The organism is Aestuariivivens marinum (genome assembly GCF_022662175.1).
GTDB lineage: Bacteria > Bacteroidota > Bacteroidia > Flavobacteriales > Flavobacteriaceae > Aestuariivivens > Aestuariivivens marinum.
This window is the reverse complement of the sequence record NZ_JAKMCR010000001.1, coordinates 193,498-211,906: the sequence shown is the minus strand read 5'-3', so window position 1 is coordinate 211,906 and position 18,409 is coordinate 193,498. Positions and strand designations below refer to the sequence as shown.

At 37.1% G+C, this 18,409-nt stretch carries 17 protein-coding genes and 1 riboswitch; of the genes, 15 read left to right on the top strand and 2 right to left on the bottom strand.

Going from position 1 to position 18,409, the window contains the following annotated elements; all coding sequences use genetic code 11:
• Positions 1–25: 25 nt before the first annotated feature.
• Complete coding sequence (locus tag MR053_RS00900) at positions 26–1,198, top strand: trans-sulfuration enzyme family protein (RefSeq protein WP_242130641.1); 1,173 nt, start codon at positions 26–28, stop codon at positions 1,196–1,198.
• A gap of 4 nt (positions 1,199–1,202) precedes the next feature.
• Here MR053_RS00900 and MR053_RS00895 read toward each other — a convergent pair whose 3' ends face one another.
• Both MR053_RS00895 and MR053_RS00890 read right to left on the bottom strand, forming a co-directional pair.
• The gene (locus MR053_RS00895) at positions 1,203–2,411 is read right to left on the bottom strand and encodes a DUF2264 domain-containing protein (protein ID WP_242130640.1); all 1,209 of its coding nucleotides are present in this window, start codon (positions 2,409–2,411) and stop codon (positions 1,203–1,205) included.
• Positions 2,408–3,604: a glycoside hydrolase family 88 protein gene (locus MR053_RS00890; RefSeq protein WP_242130639.1), complete on the bottom strand. Its 1,197-nt coding sequence runs from the start codon at positions 3,602–3,604 to the stop codon at positions 2,408–2,410. Before MR053_RS00890 ends, MR053_RS00895 begins: the two co-directional genes overlap by 4 nt.
• A gap of 175 nt (positions 3,605–3,779) precedes the next feature.
• On the opposite strand from MR053_RS00890, the gene MR053_RS00885 reads away from it, so the two are divergent.
• The 14 genes from MR053_RS00885 (at position 3,780) to metH (ending at position 18,082) form a co-directional block, all read left to right on the top strand.
• Positions 3,780–4,217 (top strand): RrF2 family transcriptional regulator, encoded by a 438-nt coding sequence (locus tag MR053_RS00885; protein ID WP_242130638.1) that lies wholly within the window; start codon positions 3,780–3,782, stop codon positions 4,215–4,217.
• Between the two features lie 141 nt (positions 4,218–4,358).
• Positions 4,359–4,658: a DUF2061 domain-containing protein gene (locus MR053_RS00880; RefSeq protein ID WP_242130637.1), complete on the top strand. Its 300-nt coding sequence runs from the start codon at positions 4,359–4,361 to the stop codon at positions 4,656–4,658.
• Positions 4,658–5,278, top strand: a complete 621-nt coding sequence (locus MR053_RS00875) for a phosphoadenosine phosphosulfate reductase domain-containing protein (protein ID WP_242130636.1) — start codon at positions 4,658–4,660, stop codon at positions 5,276–5,278. Before MR053_RS00880 ends, MR053_RS00875 begins: the two co-directional genes overlap by 1 nt.
• A gap of 13 nt (positions 5,279–5,291) precedes the next feature.
• Positions 5,292–6,209 carry a sulfate adenylyltransferase subunit CysD gene (gene cysD, locus MR053_RS00870; protein WP_242130635.1) on the top strand — a complete coding sequence of 306 codons (918 nt, stop codon included), beginning with the start codon at positions 5,292–5,294 and terminating at the stop codon, positions 6,207–6,209.
• 93 nt (positions 6,210–6,302) lie between these two features.
• Positions 6,303–7,550, top strand: coding sequence for a sulfate adenylyltransferase subunit 1 (locus MR053_RS00865; RefSeq protein ID WP_242130634.1), 1,248 nt, complete (start codon positions 6,303–6,305; stop codon positions 7,548–7,550).
• Between the two features lie 113 nt (positions 7,551–7,663).
• Positions 7,664–9,766: a HEPN domain-containing protein gene (locus MR053_RS00860; RefSeq protein WP_242130633.1), complete on the top strand. Its 2,103-nt coding sequence runs from the start codon at positions 7,664–7,666 to the stop codon at positions 9,764–9,766.
• 9 nt (positions 9,767–9,775) lie between these two features.
• Positions 9,776–10,537 (top strand): uroporphyrinogen-III C-methyltransferase, encoded by a 762-nt coding sequence (gene cobA, locus MR053_RS00855; protein WP_242130632.1) that lies wholly within the window; start codon positions 9,776–9,778, stop codon positions 10,535–10,537.
• A 3-nt stretch (positions 10,538–10,540) separates the two neighbouring features.
• Positions 10,541–11,125 (top strand): precorrin-2 dehydrogenase/sirohydrochlorin ferrochelatase family protein, encoded by a 585-nt coding sequence (locus tag MR053_RS00850; protein WP_242130631.1) that lies wholly within the window; start codon positions 10,541–10,543, stop codon positions 11,123–11,125.
• Position 11,126: 1 nt separating this feature from the next.
• Positions 11,127–12,176: an NAD(P)/FAD-dependent oxidoreductase gene (locus MR053_RS00845; RefSeq protein WP_242130630.1), complete on the top strand. Its 1,050-nt coding sequence runs from the start codon at positions 11,127–11,129 to the stop codon at positions 12,174–12,176.
• Between the two features lie 51 nt (positions 12,177–12,227).
• The gene (gene epsC / locus MR053_RS00840) at positions 12,228–12,971 is read left to right on the top strand and encodes a serine O-acetyltransferase EpsC (RefSeq protein ID WP_242130629.1); all 744 of its coding nucleotides are present in this window, start codon (positions 12,228–12,230) and stop codon (positions 12,969–12,971) included.
• Positions 12,955–13,845, top strand: a complete 891-nt coding sequence (gene cysM / locus MR053_RS00835; RefSeq protein WP_242130628.1) for a cysteine synthase CysM — start codon at positions 12,955–12,957, stop codon at positions 13,843–13,845. Before epsC ends, cysM begins: the two co-directional genes overlap by 17 nt.
• 78 nt (positions 13,846–13,923) lie before the next feature.
• A riboswitch (SAM riboswitch) is annotated at positions 13,924–14,046 on the top strand.
• A 52-nt stretch (positions 14,047–14,098) separates the two neighbouring features.
• A complete protein-coding gene (locus tag MR053_RS00830; protein ID WP_242130627.1) occupies positions 14,099–15,118 on the top strand; it encodes a homocysteine S-methyltransferase family protein in 1,020 nt (339 codons plus the stop codon).
• Between the two features lie 103 nt (positions 15,119–15,221).
• A complete protein-coding gene (locus MR053_RS14025) occupies positions 15,222–15,320 on the top strand; it encodes a hypothetical protein (protein WP_394800307.1) in 99 nt (32 codons plus the stop codon).
• An 86-nt stretch (positions 15,321–15,406) separates the two neighbouring features.
• Positions 15,407–18,082: a methionine synthase gene (gene metH, locus MR053_RS00825; RefSeq protein WP_242130626.1), complete on the top strand. Its 2,676-nt coding sequence runs from the start codon at positions 15,407–15,409 to the stop codon at positions 18,080–18,082.
• Positions 18,083–18,409: the final 327 nt, after the last annotated feature.

Sequence of the window (18,409 nt, the reverse complement as noted above, 5' to 3'; positions counted from 1 at the left end):
TCGAAACCTAATTAAATAGGATAAAATGAACAAGAAGAGTAACAGGTTTGAAACTGAAGCTATCCGTACTCAATTAGAGCGAACTGAATTTTTAGAACATACGAGTCCGTTATACCTAACGTCGAGTTTTATATTTGAGGACGCAGAAGATATGCGGGCCTCATTTACCGAGGAAAAAGAACGTAACATTTATAGCCGTTTCACCAACCCCAATACCACCGAGTTTGTAGAAAAAGTGTGTCAGATGGAAGGGGCTGAAAGTGGTTATGCCTTTGCTACGGGTATGGCGGCCATTTTTTCCACTTTTGCGGCTTTATTGGAGAGTGATGACCATATTGTATCGGCGCGTTCGGTGTTTGGTTCAACGCATACCTTGTTTACAAAGTACTTGCCTAAATGGCAAATAGAAACTACTTATTTCGATGTTACCAAGCCAGAAACAATTGAAGGATGCATAACACCTAAGACTAAGATTTTATATGCTGAATCACCAACCAATCCTGCGGTTGATATTATAGATTTGGATCTATTGGGAAATATTGCTAAAAAGCATAATCTTATTTTAATAATAGACAACTGTTTTGCAACGCCGTATTTGCAACAACCCATAAAACATGGAGCGCATTTGGTGATCCACAGCGCGACTAAACTCATGGATGGCCAAGGACGCGTATTGGGAGGTGTTACTGTGGGTAACGCTGATTTAATCCGTGAGATTTACTTATTTGCCAGAAATACGGGCCCTGCCTTATCGCCGTTTAATGCCTGGACACTATCCAAAAGTTTGGAAACACTCCCCGTGAGGGTTGATAGGCATTGTGAGAATGCTTTAAAAGTAGCTGAGTTTTTGGAAAATCATTCAAAAGTAAGTTGGGTAAAGTATCCGTTTTTAAAATCGCATCCACAATACGAAGTCGCAAAAAAGCAAATGAAACAAGGGGGTAATATTGTCTCTTTTGAAGTGAAAGGAGGTATAGAAGCTGGACGCCAATTTTTAGATGCGATAAAACTATGTTCATTATCGGCCAACTTAGGAGATACCCGAACCATAGTTACGCACCCAGCAAGTACCACCCACAGTAAATTGTCTGAGGAAGATAGACTAGAGGTAAGTATTACCGATGGCTTGGTTCGTGTTTCAGTCGGACTGGAACATGTTGACGATATTATTGCCGATTTGGAGCAGGCTTTGGGTTGATCGTTTAGTTTTTATACGAGTCTCGCTTTACTAAAGGATCTCCACCCCAAACCTTTACCATAGACCATGGTTCTGGTTTTGAAGTCCAGAACGAATGGTTTTCAGGTAATCCTAAGCATAAAAAACCTAAAGACGTTAAATATAGGCTTCCTGTACAAATATAAGGTTCGGCCATTTTAAGTTGGTGGCCAACGACTCCTATTTGAAGCCAATCTTTTTCGTTAAATGTACCTTCTGATTGATGTAATCTAATAAGTACTTTGGTTAGTGCTGCCCTTACTTGTCCTTCCGATAAGGTTTTAGGCAGTTTTTCCAAAAGTGCTAACTGTGATAAAACTTGAAAAGCTCCAAATCTATATACAGAAGACCGTCCTACTATGGGATAGGTGCCTTCAGGCGATATTTGGCGTTCTAAAATTTCACCATAGCGTTGTGCTCTTGTTAAAATAACATCATATAATCCTTTTAAAGGATGTGAAGTGTCTTGTAAAACAATCGCTATATCAAGAAGCATCGGGTTAATAACAAAGGAATTGTAATAGTCCCAATGGTAATATTTTCCATCAGCATATAAACCGTCTCCAACATACCATTCCATGTGCTTGTTTAAGGCATATTCAATGCGTAAAAAATCTGCACCTTCATCAAATTTCACAAAGAAAGCCTCGACAGTGGCCGCAAACAATAACCAGTTGTTGTAAGGAACATTTTTTATTGTTCTCGATTTTTTAAAAGCATTAATAACTAATTGCTTTGTTTCTATAGGCAAGGGATGCCACAGTTGATTTGGGGCTCGCAGCAATGCTTGGGCTAAAAAGGCTGCATCAACTAAAGGTTGGTTTCCTATGTCAAAGTTCAAATAATCTTTTGACTTGGGATTTACAGCATTGTAAATGGCTTTGTGGGCAAGTTCAATATAGGTTTTGCGTAATTTTCCCTCTTCGGTAGGGCTTGGCCCCAATTCTAACCAAGGTGAAATACCAGCCATTAATCTGCCAAAAGCTTCCAAACCAGCAAACGTGCTTCGGTCTCCATATTCAAAACTACTTTGTTCTATGGGCATGGTTTCTTTTAGTTCATCGTTAGCTAGTGCTATTAATACGGGTTTTGCCATTTTGGTAAGTTCATTTACCCAAACGGTTCTGTCATTTTGAGATAGTACAATAAATGAAATAAAAAACGCAATAAGTATGGATGTATATTTTTTCATCATTTATTCAATTGTTTTAATCGGTATAAGGCTTCCAGAAAATAATAATCGGCATAGTTTAAAGGGACATCAACTTCAACACCATGGGGTAGACTTCCAACCGAGTGTTTTAATAGAAAACCTGCGTTGGTTCCATTATCTGAAAAATAGCTTGGACTGCATAAGTTAAACATTATTTCATCAGCAAATGTTTTGTATTCCTTCCCTTTACTTTTTAAAAAACCACTTAGCTCATACAAAGCCGAGGCAGCAATAGCAGCAGCAGAAGCATCTCTTGGGGTATCACTCTGGTTAGGAGCGTTATAGTCCCAATATGGAATGTTATCTTTAGGTAAATTAGGATGTGTTTTTATGAATTCTGCTATTTTCAGTGCTTGTTCTAAGTATCTTTTATCATTAGTTTCTCTATAACATACCGTAAAGCCATATAATCCCCAAGATTGACCTCTTGACCATGCAGAATCATCAGCTAAACCTTGATGCGTATTTTTGATAAGGACATTGCCATTGCTGGTATCATAATTTAAAACATGGTAAGAACTGTTATCTACTCTAAAATGGTTCTCCAATGTTTTATCGGCATGTGAAACGGCTAAATTATAATAGGTTGAATCACCACTAATTTTTGTGGCATGAAAAAGCAGTTCCAGATTCATCATGTTGTCAATAATGACTGGACAGTTCCATTTCTGGGATGCGTTCCAGGATTGTATAATTCCTGCATTCGGCCTAAAACGTGTTGAAAGTGATTTGGCGGATTGAACGATAACACTGTCAAATGCTTTTGAAGGCAATTTTTTTAAGGCATTTCCATAAGAACATTCTATCATAAACCCAACATCGTGATTGCCAATCCAATATTGTATGGAATCTAATCTTTTGGTATATTTTAATGCTAACTGTTCCCATTTTGGATTCTCGGTTAAAAAATTTAAATACCATAAAGATCCAGCATAAAAACCACTGGTCCAGTCATATATACTTACATATGAGACTCCACCAGTATCCTTTATTGTTCTTGGAATAAAGTTATTACTTTTAAATGCTGAATCAACTGAATGTGAAAGTAGAGCGTATTGGGCTTCGGCATTTTCAATAATGGCCTTGTCATAAATAAAAGATGTGGACTTTTCTTTACAGCTTGAAATAATAACTGAGATAAAAAAAAGAAGAATTAAAACATTGGTTTTTTCCATGAAAATTATTCTTTGATAAGAAGATTTCAATAAGGTATATATTTTTAACCTAAAAACAAATAAACAAAACCTCTTTTGTCGTTTATTGTAATTTTCTAGGATATTTATGCAGTATATGCTTTGCTTTAGCTAAATAATTTATAATCGTTATTAGTTAATTATTTATATTAGCAACATGCTATCCAAAAAAACCAAATACGGCTTAAAGGCATTAGCCTATATTGCCAGAAGGGAGGACGATACCCCTTCTCAGGTAGGGGAGATCGCCAAAAGCGAACGAATTCCCCAAAAGTTTTTGGAAAGTATTTTACTTACCCTTAGAAAGGCCGGAATCCTTGGTTCTAAAAAAGGGAAGCATGGTGGGTATTATCTTAGAAAAGCTCCTTCGGAAATTTTAATGACCGAGGTGATGCGTGTTTTGGAAGGCCCTATTGCGATGGTGCCCTGTGTAAGTTTAAACTTTTATGAAAAATGTGATGATTGCCCGGATGAAAATCTATGCAGTGTCCATAAACTTATGATTCAAGTTCGGGATAGTACACTCAATGTCTTTAGAAACACTACCTTAGAAGATCTTTCAGGTAAAGTAACAGGTAGTGATTTCATAAAATAAGCTTCATTTGCTTTCATTTTTATCACTTTATCACTAAAAAGTTACATTTTTTCTAAAAAATTATAAAAGAGGTTTGCCGTGTAATAAAAAGTTTTATTTTTGTAATTCCTATTAAATCGATAGGAATAATATTTAATTGATATGATAATTGACGTTGTTTTAAATAGAAGTAATAAGGAGGTAAAAGAAGTTAACATTAGCAATCCCGAAGTTACAAATGCATTAGAGTGTAATAAACAATCTTCCGAAAAAGTAAAGCGTAGTTTGGTTAAAACCATTAGCTGGAGGGTTATAGGAACCTTGGATACATTGATTTTATCGTGGTTAATTGTTGGTGAAGTTAAGACTGCTGCTGCTATTGCTTCTGTTGAGTTTGTGTCTAAGATGGTATTGTATTTCTTTCATGAACGTGCATGGAATAATATAAAATGGGGAAAATAATGTTTACTGAAAAACAAATAGAGGAGCTAAATGAGGCTTTTAAAAAACTAACTCCAACAGAAATCATAAAAAAAGCCTTAGAATTTAGTGGTGATGCGGTTGTAACTACAAATTTTAGACCTTATGAAGCAGCAATTTTACATGCCGTAAGTATGGTAGAGGAAAAAATCCCAGTAGTATGGTGTGATACTGGTTACAATACACCACAAACCTATCGTCATGCAGAACAAGTGATTAAAGATTTAAACTTAAATATCTTTTTATACGTACCCAAACAAACTTCGGCCCATCGTAATGTGGTTTTGGGAATTCCAAGTATTGATACACCTGAACATGATTTGTTTACAGAACAGGTGAAGTTGGAACCCTTTAGAAGAGCTATGGAAGAGCATCAAGCCAAAGTCTGGTTCACCAACCTGCGCCAAGGACAAACAGCCTTTCGAAACACTATAGGTGTTTTTAGCTTGAGTAAAGATGGTGTTTTAAAGGTCAGTCCCTTTTATTATTGGTCTGATGATAAATTAGATTTATATTTAGAGGAAAATAACCTGCCTAACGAATTTAAATATTTTGATCCAACAAAAGCATTGGAAAATAGGGAGTGTGGGTTACATGCTTAAGATAAATAATATTATGAATAGTACGATTAAAAAAGACACATCACACATTAATTCGCTGGAAAACGAAGCGATTTACATTATGAGAGAGGTAGCAGCGCAGTTTGAAAGGCCTGTCTTGTTATTTTCTGGAGGTAAGGATTCTATAACTTTGGTAAGGTTGGCCCAAAAAGCTTTCTATCCAGCTAAAATTCCGTTTCCTTTAATGCATATTGATACTGGGCATAACTTTCCTGAAACTATAGAATTTAGGGATAATCTAGTTAATGAATTAGGTTTGGAGCTTATTGTAAGACATGTTCAGGATTCGATAGACGAAGGAAAGGTAAAGGAAGAATCAGGTCGTTATGCGAGCAGAAATACTTTGCAAACAACAACTTTATTAGATGCAATTGAAGAGTTTAAGTTTGACGCTTGTATTGGAGGAGCTCGTCGCGATGAGGAAAAGGCTAGGGCTAAAGAGCGCATTTTTTCAGTACGTGACGACTTTGGACAATGGGATGAGAAAAACCAAAGACCAGAATTGTTCGATATGTTGAATGGAGAAATAGATTTGGGACAAAATGTTCGTGTATTCCCGATTTCCAATTGGACAGAATTGGATGTTTGGTCATACATTGAAAAAGAAAATATAGAAATACCTTCAATTTATTTTGCACATACAAGAGCTACTTTCCTTAGGGATGGGTTGATCTGGTCTGCCGATGATGATGTGGTTTATCGGGATGATCATGAGGAAGTAGAAGAACGTGTAGTGCGTTTTAGAACTGTAGGAGATATGAGTTGTACTGCTGCTGTACTGTCAGAAGCAACAACCATTTCTAGAGTGGTTGCAGAGATTAGGGAGAGTACCATTTCTGAGCGTGGTGCCCGTATAGATGATAAACGTTCTGAAGCTGCCATGGAAAAACGTAAACAGCAAGGGTATTTTTAAAAAATGAATACCCGATTGTTATTGGGAGAAGTAAGAAATTAGAAGTAAAAAAATATTAGCTATTAGCTAAAATCTAGTCGCAAACTAAATAAAATGGAAGTATTAAAAATAGCAACCGCAGGAAGTGTAGATGATGGAAAGAGTACCTTGATTGGACGTATACTTTATGATACCAAATCACTTACTACAGATAAATTGGAAGCCATAGAAAAAACCAGTAAGCAACGTGGTTATGATTACTTGGATTTTTCTTTAGCAACTGATGGTTTAGTCGCTGAGCGTGAACAAGGCATTACTATAGATGTCGCACATATCTACTTTTCAACCGCTAAGAAAAGTTATATTATAGCAGACACTCCTGGGCATGTTGAATACACGAGAAATATGGTAACGGGCGCTTCAACATCACAGGCCTCTATTATTCTAATTGATGCAAGAAAAGGGGTGATTGAACAAACGAATCGCCATTTCTTTATCAATAATTTATTGCGCATTAAGGATATTGTTGTTGCCATTAACAAAATGGATTTGGTAGATTATTCTCAAGAGGTATACAACAAGATTAAAGCCGATTTTGAAGAATTAATGAGTAAACGCGATTACCAAGACCAAAAAATCACCTTTATTCCTGTTAGTGCCCTAAAAGGGGATAATGTTGTACATCTTTCAGATAAAATGCCTTGGTATAAAGGAGAAGCGTTATTAGAACATCTAGAAAAATTAGACAAAGCAGATATTTTCAATGTAGGAACTCCGCGTTTTCCGGTCCAATATGTTATTCGTCCAAAAACGGAAGAGTTTCACGATTTTAGAGGTTATGCGGGAAAAGTGTACGGAGGAAATTTAAGTATAGGTGATGAAATTATTGTATTACCATCTAAAACCAGATCTAAAATCAAAGATATTTATGTTTACGATCAAAAGTATGAAACTGCTTCGAGACGTTCATCGGTAACGATAACTTTAGAAGATGATATTAATGTGAGTCGTGGTGATATGATTGTTAAGGAAGGTGATTTGCCAACCATCGATAAACAATTTACGGCCAATGTGTGTTGGATGGATTCTGAAAAGTTAATAACAGGAGGGAAATATGTTGTTCAGCATGGAGTTAATAAAGTACTGGCGAAGGTAGATCGTATTAATCATAAGATTCATCCGGATTATTCAGGAATTGAAAATGATGTTTCTGGATTAAGCATGAACGATATTGCTTCAGTAAGCTTTAAACTAAATAAACCTATTTTTTACGATCAATTTAAAAATCACAGGACCAATGGGTCGTTTATTTTAATTGACGCCAAATCCAATAACACAGTAGGAGCTGGTTTTATCCAGTAAATCTACTAACATATTTCGGTTAGTAAGATTAAATAAAAAAATAAAAAAACTAAAAATTTCTTCATAAGCCTGCGTTTACTGCAGTCGAAATAGGAAGATTAGGAGGGATTGTCATGCAAAGTTTTAGAACAGAAATAGAAAATCCATTAGTTGAAAGGGATATTATTGAATTGGCCAATAAAATTGAGCTATTCAATAACGGAAAGATAGACGAGGAAAAATTCAGAAGTCTGCGTTTGGCACGTGGTGTTTATGGTCAACGTCAAGAAGGCGTGCAAATGATCCGTATAAAATTACCCTATGGAAAAGTAAAGAGCAACCAATTACGTCGCATTTCTGAAGTTTCCGACGAATACTCTCGTGGACGTTTACACATTACCACGCGTCAGGATATTCAAATTCATTATGTCGATTTAAACAGAACGCCAGAATTATGGGCCGAATTGGAACGTGATGATGTAACGCTTAGGGAGGCCTGTGGAAATACAGTTCGTAACGTAACAGCCAATGAAACATCGGGTATTGATGTTAACGAACCATTTGATGTGTCGCCGTATGCTGATGCCTTGTTCCGTTTTTTTTTAAGAAACCCTATTTGTCAGGAAATGGGACGTAAGTTTAAGGTGTCCTTCTCATCGTCCGATGAAGATACAGGGCTGTCTTATATGCACGATTTAGGTTTTATTGCCAAAGTAAAAGATGGTGAACGTGGATTTAAAGTGATGATTGGTGGCGGATTGGGCTCACAACCCCGTCATGCCGATGTACTTTATGATTTTGTTTCCACTGATAAAATTATCCCAATTATGGAAGGGGTGTTACGAATTTTCGATCGTCATGGTGAACGTCGAAGCCGTGCTAAGGCTCGTATGAAGTTTTTAATAAAGGATATTGGATTGAATGCTTTCAAAGCATTGGTTGATGAAGAGCAAAATGCCATTGAATTAAAATCGGTTCCTATTGATGTTGATGCTTATGAAGTGTCTAAGCCAGTTGAAGTTCATGATATTCCGCTGGTAGATATAAAAGATCAACAAGCATTTGAAACTTGGAAATCGACCAATCTTATCCCTCAAAAACAAGAAGGCTATGTTGCTATTGGTATTAAAGTGCTTTTAGGCGATTTTTATACCGATAAAGCGAGATTATTGGCCGATTTAATTGAGAACTATGCTGCAGGAGAACTACGGTTGACCTTGCGCCAAAATATTGTTATTCCGTTTGTAAAACGTGAATTGGTACCGTTTTTCTACACAGAATTAGAAAAATTAGGTTTTGTAGAAGCTGGTTACAATAAAGCTGTCGACATAACTGCTTGCCCTGGAACCGACACCTGTAATCTGGGAATAGCCAGTAGTACGGGTATCGCTAGTGAGTTGGAGCGTGTTATAAAAACAGAATACCCACAATATTTGAAAAACCAAGACTTGGTGATTAAGGTCAGTGGGTGTATGAATGCCTGTGGGCAACACAATATGGCCAATATTGGGTTTCAAGGGATGTCTGTGCGTACGCCTGATAAATTGGTGGCACCAGCGTTACAAGTATTAATAGGTGGTGGAAACTTAGGGGATGGTAATGGCGTTTTTGCCGATAAGGTAGCTAAAATACCAAGTAAGCGAGGGCCAGAAGCCTTAAGGCGCATTTTGGATGATTATGAAGCCAATGCCAAAGGACAAAAATTTGTCGATTACTATAAAGCTCATGGTGAGCGTTATTTTTACGATTTGTTGCAGGACTTACAAGATGTAACCAATTTAACCCAAGCTGATTTTATCGATTGGGGCAATACCGAAAAGTATGAAAAGGAAATTGGTGTTGGGGAGTGTGCCGGAGTGGTTATCGATTTAGTGGCAACTTTATTTTTAGAGAGTGAGGAGAAAATTGAAAATGCCAACGAGTCGTTTGCTAATCAAGTGTATTCCAGCGCTATTTATCATGCCTATAGTTCGATGATAAATTCGGCAAAGGCCTTGTTGATTGCTGAAAATAAACGCACCAATACCCATGCAGGTATTGTGAGTCAGTTTGATGAATTTTTCGTCACTAATGAAAAAATCAATTTGGAAACCTTGTTCTCAGACTTGGTATATCAAATCAATAAATTTTCGCCATCAAAGGAATTTGCATCCTGTTATATAGAAAACGCCAATCAGTTTTTGGAAAAAGTAAAAGCTTTTAGAGCAGCTGAAATGACTTTAGGTAAGGCAGTTTAATTCAGAGCCATGAATTTAAAAACACCAACATTAACAGTTGTAGGTGCTGGTCCGGGGGATTTGGCTTTAATAACCTTAAAGGCCATTAAAGCTATAGAATCGGCTGATGTTATTCTATACGATGCTCTTGTTAACAAAGCGTTATTGGATTATGCTCCTAAAGAAGTCGAACTTATTTTTGTAGGTAAGCGCAGGGGATGCTATGCTTTTCAACAAGAACAAATCAATGAACTTATTGTGGCAAAGGCTAAGGAAAAGGGACATGTAGTGCGACTTAAAGGAGGCGACCCCTTTATTTTTGGCCGTGGTGCCGAAGAGATCGATTATGTAAAACCTTTTGGTCTGGAAACTTTTGTGGTGCCGGGCATTTCATCGGCAACAGCAGTGCCAGCCTATCAGGGGATTCCCTTAACCAAACGTGGGGCTTCAGAAAGCTTTTGGGTGATTACGGGGACAACCAAAAACCACCAACTGTCAACTGATGTGGCTTTGGCTGCAAATTCTACAGCCACTGTAGTAATCCTTATGGGCATGCATAAACTGGATGAAATCGTTAGTGTGTTTTCCAAAGAAAATAAACAGGACATGCCAGTGGCAATTATTCAAAATGGAACAACGCCCGATGAAAAAGTGGCCATAGGTACTATAAATACCATTCAGCAGATTGTAAAAGAAAAACGGTTGTCGTCTCCAGCCATTATTGTCATTGGTGAAGTGGTAAATCAAAGATCGGTGCTGAGCTCGATTTCTAATGACGTTGCCTTTGCATAAACTATGGATTACAATAATTTATATCCCATTTTTTTAAAAACAAACCATCTAAATATACTCATTATAGGTGGTGGTTATGTAGCTGAGGAGAAATTGACATTTTTATTAAAGTCTAGTCCAGATGCTAAAGTGACTATGGTTGCACCCATATTTAGGGAAGGGACCGAAACCTTATCTAAACAAGGAGATGTTACCTTAATTAAAGATGTTTACAAAAAAAAATATCTAAAAGGAAAACATATAGTTGTTGCTACCACCGATGTTCCTGAGGTAAACATTAAAGTTTATAAACATTGTAGAAAGCTAAACATTTTGGTAAATGTGGCCGATAATCCACCTTACTGTGATTTTTATATGGGTGGTATTGTTACCAAAGGGAATGTAAAAGTAGCCATTAGCACTAATGGTAAATCGCCTACAACTACTAAGCGGTTACGACAATTTTTTGAAGATGTGATTCCTGAAAACATTAATGATTTGGTGAAAAATTTAAACCACTATAGAAAAACAATAAAAGGGGATTTTGAACAAAAAGTAGAAACCTTAAACGAAGTTACCAAAGGATTAATTGAAAAAGAAAAACCATAGCATGATTAAAACCGATATAATAATTATAGGAGCAGGCCCAACAGGTTTATTTACTGTGTTTGAAGCAGGATTGTTGAAATTAAAATGTCATTTAATCGATGCGTTGCCACAACCAGGAGGGCAATGTTCGGAGATTTATCCTAAAAAGCCTATTTACGACATTCCAGGGTTTCCTGAGATATTGGCTGACGATTTAACCAAGAATTTATTGGAACAGGGCAAGCAATTTGAACCGGGATTTACACTAGGTGAACGTGCCGAAACCATTGATAAACTGGAAGATGGATCGTTTATTGTAATTACTAATAAAGGCACCAGACACCATGCACCCGTGGTAGCTATAGCTGGAGGTTTAGGGGCTTTTGAACCAAGAAAACCTACTATCGAAGGTATTGCAAATTATGAAGATAATGGTGTTGATTATATCATTAAAGACCCTGAGGTTTATAGAAATAAACGTATAGTGATTTCAGGTGGTGGTGATTCGGCACTGGATTGGAGTATCTTTTTGGCCGATGTCGCTTCAGAAGTGACGCTTATCCATAGAAGAAATGAGTTTAGGGGAGCGTTGGATTCTGTAGAAAAAGTCAGGGAGCTTACTCTATTGAATAAAATCAATTTAATAACCCCAGCCGAAGTTACAGCCTTGCATGGTGATGGTAAAATTGAAGCAGTTACTGTAAGCAAAGGGGGTAAGTCCAATTTAATAGAAACTGATTATTTTATTCCGTTATTTGGATTGTTACCAAAATTAGGGCCTATAGGAAAGTGGGGGTTAGAGATTGAAAAAAATGCTATAAAGGTGGATAACACATTAAACTACCAAACCAATATTCCCGGGATATTTGCCATAGGTGATGTGAACACTTATCCTGAAAAATTAAAATTGATACTTTGTGGATTCCACGAAGCGACTTTAATGTGCCAAGCTGCTTACCGCATTATTAATCCAGGGAAAAGGTATGTGCTAAAATATACAACAGTGAGTGGTATAGACGGATTTGATGGATCGCGTAAAGAAGCACCAAAAGCGGTGATTCAGGCTATTTAATAAAATTATAATTGTGTAACTTAGTCATTTAATTTATGATAATATTAACTAATGAAAAGCTATAATGTTTGCCTAAAAGATACCGTTAAAACATTTACCAAGCGCTTGTTCTATTCACTTTTTGATGAAGAACAACATAATGAATATGAAGCATATTTAGAATTGACGTTTCTTAAAATCCTTGCCAAATTAAGTATAGAAAGGGGTGAGGAACACTGGGATACATTCAAGAATAAGTTGCCCGAATTAAGACTTATTTTGGATTTAGATGCCATAGCTTTTGAGCGCAATGACCCAGCATCGCATAGTTTACAGGAAATTTATTTGGCCTATCCCGGGTTTTATGCTATTTCTATTTATAGGCTAAGCCATCAGTTATACAAGCAAAAGGTCCATATATTGCCTAGAATGATGAGTGAGTACATCCATGGTATTACGGGTATCGATATACATCCAGGTGCGACCATTGGCGAATCGTTCTACATCGATCATGGAACGGGTATTGTCATAGGTGAAACTTCAATAATAGGCAATCACGTTAAAATTTACCAAGGGGTAACGCTTGGTGGTATTTCAGTAGCTAAAAGTTTGGCATCTACCAAACGACATCCTACCATCGAGGATAATGTATGTATTTATGCCAATGCCACTATTTTGGGAGGTGATATCGTTATTGGTACAGATAGTGTTATTGGTGCAAACGTATGGATTACCCAATCGGTTCCAAAAAATTCATTGGTAACTTACCAAACCGAAATAAAAATTAGACCCAAAAAGAATGACATTCGAAAATAGTATCATTGGTCAAATAGGCAATACACCGTTGGTTGAGGCTACACATCTTATTTCAAAAAAAGAGGTAAGGTTGTTTTTAAAACTAGAAGGAAATAACCCCGGAGGAAGTGTAAAGGATCGGCCTGCCTTTAATATGATTAGTGAAGCCTTAAATCGGGGAGATATTAAAAAGGGGGGTACTTTGGTTGAAGCCACTAGTGGTAATACAGGTATTGCTTTAGCATTTATTTCTAAGTTATTAGGGCTGAATATGGTATTGATTATGCCTGAAAATTCTACCGAAGAGCGAGTAAAAACCATGCGAGCTTACGGTGCTGAGGTTATTTTAACACCAGCTGATATTGGGATTGAAGGCTCCCGCGACTTGGCATTTAAGCTAAGGGACGAAAAAGGCTATACTCTTTTAAACCAGTTTGAAAATAACGATAATTGGAAAGCACATTACAAAACCACAGGGCCAGAAATTTGGGAAGCGACCCAAGGTGAAATAACACACTTTGTGTCGGCCATGGGGACTACCGGAACCATAATGGGAGTGTCAACCTATTTGAAAGAGAATAATAAAGACATAACTATTGTGGGAGCACAACCGGATGATAATTCCAGAATCCCTGGGATTAGAAAATGGCCTGAGGAATATGTACCTAAGTTTTTTGATAGATCTAAAGTCGATGTGATTGTTGAAGTGACAGAAGCAGATGCTAAGGAAACTACGCAAAAATTGGCAAGGGAAGAAGGTGTTTTTGCAGGGATGAGTAGTGGCGGATCGGTGTATTGTGCTTTAAAAATTGCTGAGCAAATAGATGAAGGCCTTATTGTAGCGATTATTTGTGATCGAGGTGATCGGTATTTATCTTCAACCTTATTTGAGTAAAGAAAGTAGTTTTTTCTGATTTCATAGGATAACAAAAATATAGTTGCTATTTTTGTCGTTCAGTTCATAAATGTACTAGTGTTATCAAGAAAGGTAGAGGGAATAGACCCGTTGAAACCTTGGCAACCCTTTTCCTAAAAATCACACAAGGCAAAGAAGGTGCTACATTCTACTAACTGTATTTTGTTAGAAAGATAACGAAAAGTGTTTTCTTAGCTTTTCTTGATGACATATAGATATAAATAATGTCGAAATGTCGAAAATAAAACAGGCTTTACAAGATCGTATTTTAGTGTTGGATGGTGCTATGGGTACTATGCTTCAACAATATAAATTTACTGAATCGGACTTTAGGGGCGAGCGCTTTAAAGATTATCCTGTACCCTTACAGGGTAACAACGATTTGTTGTCCATTACTCAACCCGAAGCCATTAAAACAATACATGCCAAATATTTTGAGGCTGGGGCGGATATTGTGGAAACCAATACCTTTTCGGGAACCACAATAGCTATGGCCGATTACCAGATGGAAGATTTGGTTTATGAACTGAATTATGAGTCGGCCAAGTTAGCCAAGGAAGTTGCAGTTGAATTTACAAAAAAAGAACCTCATAAGCCACGTTTTGTAGCAGGATCCATTGGGCCTACAAACCGAACGGCCAGCATGTCTCCAGATGTAAACGATCCAGGATATCGAGCGGTTACCTTCGACCAGTTACGTGTAGCCTACAAACAACAGGTAGAAGCACTTGTTGATGGTGGAGCCGACTTATTATTGGTGGAAACAGTTTTTGATACGCTCAATGCTAAAGCGGCGTTGTTTGCAATTGAAGAAGTAAAGGAAGAAAGAGGAATCGATATTCCAATCATGTTGAGTGGTACTATTACAGATGCTTCTGGAAGAACCTTGTCTGGGCAAACCGCAGAAGCTTTTTTAATTTCGTTGTCCCATATTCCGCTATTGTCCATTGGGTTTAATTGTGCTTTAGGAGCCAATTTATTACAGCCACATTTAGAGGCTATTGCCAATAAAACAGAGTTTGCCATATCGGCACATCCTAATGCAGGGTTGCCAAATGCCTTTGGGGAGTACGATGAAACCCCAGAAGAAATGGGTGAGCAAATAGAGGAATATCTAAAAAAGAATTTAATAAACATTATAGGAGGTTGTTGCGGAACAACACCAGAACATATTAAAGTAATTGCCAATATAGCAGCAAAATATAAACCTCGTAATTTTGTCACTCTGAGTGCGATCGAAGGGACTCATTAGATATTAATGATGATTTTAGAAGTTGCCATATTAAACATAAAGAAAGGTCTTTTCGAAATATTTTGAAGCTAATTTTCAAAGAGCTCAGCATATTATAGCGTCGATGAAAGGTTGTTTTTCGCATGAGTTGAAGACGTGTTTAGAGCATGACGACAAGTATATCTTATTGGTAAATTGGGAATGGTATAAAATCATGAAATAGGATTCCATAAATCGGAAAAACATTAAGAAAGTAAAGACTTGTAACACCATTTTATGAGCCTTTTCAAGTGGTAGAACATTTTAACAATGAAGATAAAACAAACAAAATACATGAAGCTTTCGGGACTGGAACCCCTAGTCCTTAACGAGAACAGCAACTTTATAAACGTCGGAGAACGTACCAATGTAGCAGGTTCCCGCATGTTTTTGCGATTGATAAAGGAAGGTAAGTTTGATGAGGCCTTAGATATAGCTCGTCATCAAGTAGATGGTGGTGCACAAATCATTGACATTAACTTTGACGACGGACTTATAGATGGTAAGGAAGCCATGGTTAAGTTTCTAAATCTTCTTGGAGCTGAACCTGATATTTGTCGTGTACCCATAATGATCGATAGTTCTAAATGGGAGATTATCGAAGCAGGCTTACAAGTTGTACAAGGTAAATGTGTAGTGAATTCCATTTCACTTAAGGAAGGCGAAGACAAATTTATTTGGGAGGCCAAGCAAATTAAACGTTACGGTGCAGCGGTAATTGTTATGGCATTCGATGAAGTAGGACAGGCTGATAATTATGAAAGGCGTATAGAAATAGCAAAACGCTCGTATGATATTTTAATAAACAAGGTGAATTTTCCATCGGAAGATATTATTTTCGATTTAAATGTATTCCCAGTGGCTACTGGTATGGAAGAGCACCGAAAAAATGCTATAGATTTTATTGAAGCCACACGTTGGGTGAGGCAAAATTTAGAAAATGTAAGCGTTAGTGGTGGGGTAAGTAATGTGTCGTTTTCATTTAGAGGGAATAATGTGGTACGTGAAGCCATGCATTCGGTGTTTTTGTATCATGCCATCCAAGCAGGTATGAATATGGGTATAGTAAATCCAACTATGTTGGAGGTGTACGACGATATTCCCAAGGACTTGTTAGAGCATGTTGAAGATGTTATTCTAGATAGGCGGGATGATGCTACTGAGCGCTTGTTGGAATTTGCTGAAACAGTAAAAGGTGTTTCCAAAGAAAAAACCGTTGACTTGTCATGGCGCAAAAGCCCACTTCAGGAACGTATTACCCATGCTTTGGTAAAAGGTATTGATGCTTTTATTATTGATGATGTTGAAGAGGCTAGGCTACAAGCCCAAAGGCCAATAGAGGTTATTGAGGGACATTTAATGATTGGAATGGACGTTGTGGGCGATTTATTTGGTGCGGGTAAGATGTTTTTACCACAAGTAGTTAAGTCGGCTCGAGTTATGAAAAAGGCCGTGGCGTACCTAAACCCGTTTATCGAAGCCGAAAAGTCCGATAAGCAAGAGCCTGTTGGCAAGATATTGATGGCGACTGTAAAAGGAGACGTACACGATATTGGTAAAAATATAGTGAGTGTGGTATTGGCCTGTAACAACTACGAGATTGTAGATTTGGGTGTGATGGTGCCACCTGAAAAAATTATAGAAACAGCCATAAAAGAACGGGTTGATGCTATTGGACTTTCGGGACTAATTACACCATCACTTGACGAAATGGTATACTTGGCCAAGGAAATGCAACGTCAAAAATTTGAATTGCCACTACTTATTGGAGGAGCAACAACATCCAAAGCACATACTGCAGTTAAAATAGATATCCAATATCAAAATGCAGTGGTTCACGTCAATGATGCTTCAAGAGCGGTAACAGTGGTTGGTGATTTGTTAAACAAGAAAACGTCCCGTGAATATGTAACCAAGCTAAAAGCCGATTATGAAGATTTCCGTACTAAGTTTTTAAAGCGGGGAAAAGAGAAATCTTATATTTCAATAGCCCAAGCCCGCCAAAAAAAATATGCCATAGATTGGGATAATTCATCTATTGTTAAGCCAAAAGAATTGGGAGTTCAGGTATTAAAGCAATTAAGTTTAAAAGATTTATTGCCATTTATAGATTGGAGTCCGTTTTTTAGAAGCTGGGATTTACATGGTAAATTCCCCGATATATTAAACGATGAGGTTGTTGGAGAACAGGCAAAGCAGTTGTATGATGATGCTCAAGAGATGATTCAGCAAATTGTAGCCAAGCAAATGCTAAAACCGAAGGCAGTTTTTGGCTTATTTGAAGCCAATACCATAAATGATGATGATATTTATGTTCTAAAAAAAGGCAAGGAAATTGGCGTGTTCAGAACCTTGCGTCAACAGTTGAAAAAACGGGAAGGTATTCCAAATATTGCCTTGGCAGATTTTATAGCACCTAAGGAAACTGGCAAAACCGATTATATTGGAGCCTTTTGTGTCGCAATTTTTGGAGCTCAGAAATTAGCAAAATCCTATAAGGACAAAGGCGATGATTACAATGCTATTATGGTTCAAGCTGTAGCCGATCGATTTGCAGAAGCCTTTGCTGAATATTTACATAAGCAAATACGAACCAAGCATTGGGGTTATTCTGAAGATGAAGATTTAACTAATGACGATTTAATTAAGGAGAACTATAAAGGCATTCGCCCTGCTCCAGGTTATCCTGCTTGTCCAGATCATTTAGAAAAAGAAACCATTTGGCAGTTACTTGATGTTGAAAAGTTAATAGGGGTCAAGCTTACCGATAATTTGGCTATGTGGCCAGCAGCAGCTGTTTCAGGATATTATTTTGCAAATCCGGAAGCGAAATATTTTGGATTAGGTAAAATTACTGATGATCAGGTTACCGATTATGCCTTAAGAAAATGTATTGATAAGGATAAAGCTAGAAAGTGGTTGCATCCTAATATTGCCGATCAATAAACTTTAAGCATTATTGTTTGTAGCGACATCCTTTTGTTTTCAATTCGAGTATGTGAAGCAAGTATCGAGAATAACACAAAAGATATATTAGAATGTGTGACTCTGCATAAATAGAGTGACGCCTAATAATAAATTAACAATTTGTTGTATTTCGTCTAACGGCATAAAACTTAATTAGTGCAAATTTTGCAGTGAAAATAAAAAATATGAAAAAAAATAGAGCAGAATTAGTATTCTTTGTTCAGCTATTAATACTTACTGTTACTGCACTAACTATTGCTTATTTTTTTAAATAAAAAGAAAGGGCTATCGGGAATCATTTGTAAA

Bases quoted from the DNA above. Each gene is read 5' to 3' on its own strand.
- metH (WP_242130626.1), top strand. From the start codon at position 15,407: ATGAAGATAAAACAAACAAAATACATGAAGCTTTCGGGACTGGAACCC.
- cobA (WP_242130632.1), top strand. From the start codon at position 9,776: ATGAATTTAAAAACACCAACATTAACAGTTGTAGGTGCTGGTCCGGGG.
- MR053_RS00865 (WP_242130634.1), top strand. From the start codon at position 6,303: ATGGAAGTATTAAAAATAGCAACCGCAGGAAGTGTAGATGATGGAAAG.
- MR053_RS00845 (WP_242130630.1), top strand. From the start codon at position 11,127: ATGATTAAAACCGATATAATAATTATAGGAGCAGGCCCAACAGGTTTA.
- MR053_RS14025 (WP_394800307.1), top strand. From the start codon at position 15,222: ATGAAAGGTTGTTTTTCGCATGAGTTGAAGACGTGTTTAGAGCATGAC.
- MR053_RS00880 (WP_242130637.1), top strand. From the start codon at position 4,359: ATGATAATTGACGTTGTTTTAAATAGAAGTAATAAGGAGGTAAAAGAA.
- MR053_RS00875 (WP_242130636.1), top strand. From the start codon at position 4,658: ATGTTTACTGAAAAACAAATAGAGGAGCTAAATGAGGCTTTTAAAAAA.
- MR053_RS00860 (WP_242130633.1), top strand. From the start codon at position 7,664: ATGCAAAGTTTTAGAACAGAAATAGAAAATCCATTAGTTGAAAGGGAT.
- epsC (WP_242130629.1), top strand. From the start codon at position 12,228: ATGAAAAGCTATAATGTTTGCCTAAAAGATACCGTTAAAACATTTACC.
- MR053_RS00830 (WP_242130627.1), top strand. From the start codon at position 14,099: ATGTCGAAAATAAAACAGGCTTTACAAGATCGTATTTTAGTGTTGGAT.
- cysD (WP_242130635.1), top strand. From the start codon at position 5,292: ATGAATAGTACGATTAAAAAAGACACATCACACATTAATTCGCTGGAA.
- MR053_RS00890 (WP_242130639.1), bottom strand. From the start codon at position 3,604: ATGGAAAAAACCAATGTTTTAATTCTTCTTTTTTTTATCTCAGTTATT.
- MR053_RS00850 (WP_242130631.1), top strand. From the start codon at position 10,541: ATGGATTACAATAATTTATATCCCATTTTTTTAAAAACAAACCATCTA.
- MR053_RS00895 (WP_242130640.1), bottom strand. From the start codon at position 2,411: ATGATGAAAAAATATACATCCATACTTATTGCGTTTTTTATTTCATTT.
- MR053_RS00900 (WP_242130641.1), top strand. From the start codon at position 26: ATGAACAAGAAGAGTAACAGGTTTGAAACTGAAGCTATCCGTACTCAA.
- cysM (WP_242130628.1), top strand. From the start codon at position 12,955: ATGACATTCGAAAATAGTATCATTGGTCAAATAGGCAATACACCGTTG.
- MR053_RS00885 (WP_242130638.1), top strand. From the start codon at position 3,780: ATGCTATCCAAAAAAACCAAATACGGCTTAAAGGCATTAGCCTATATT.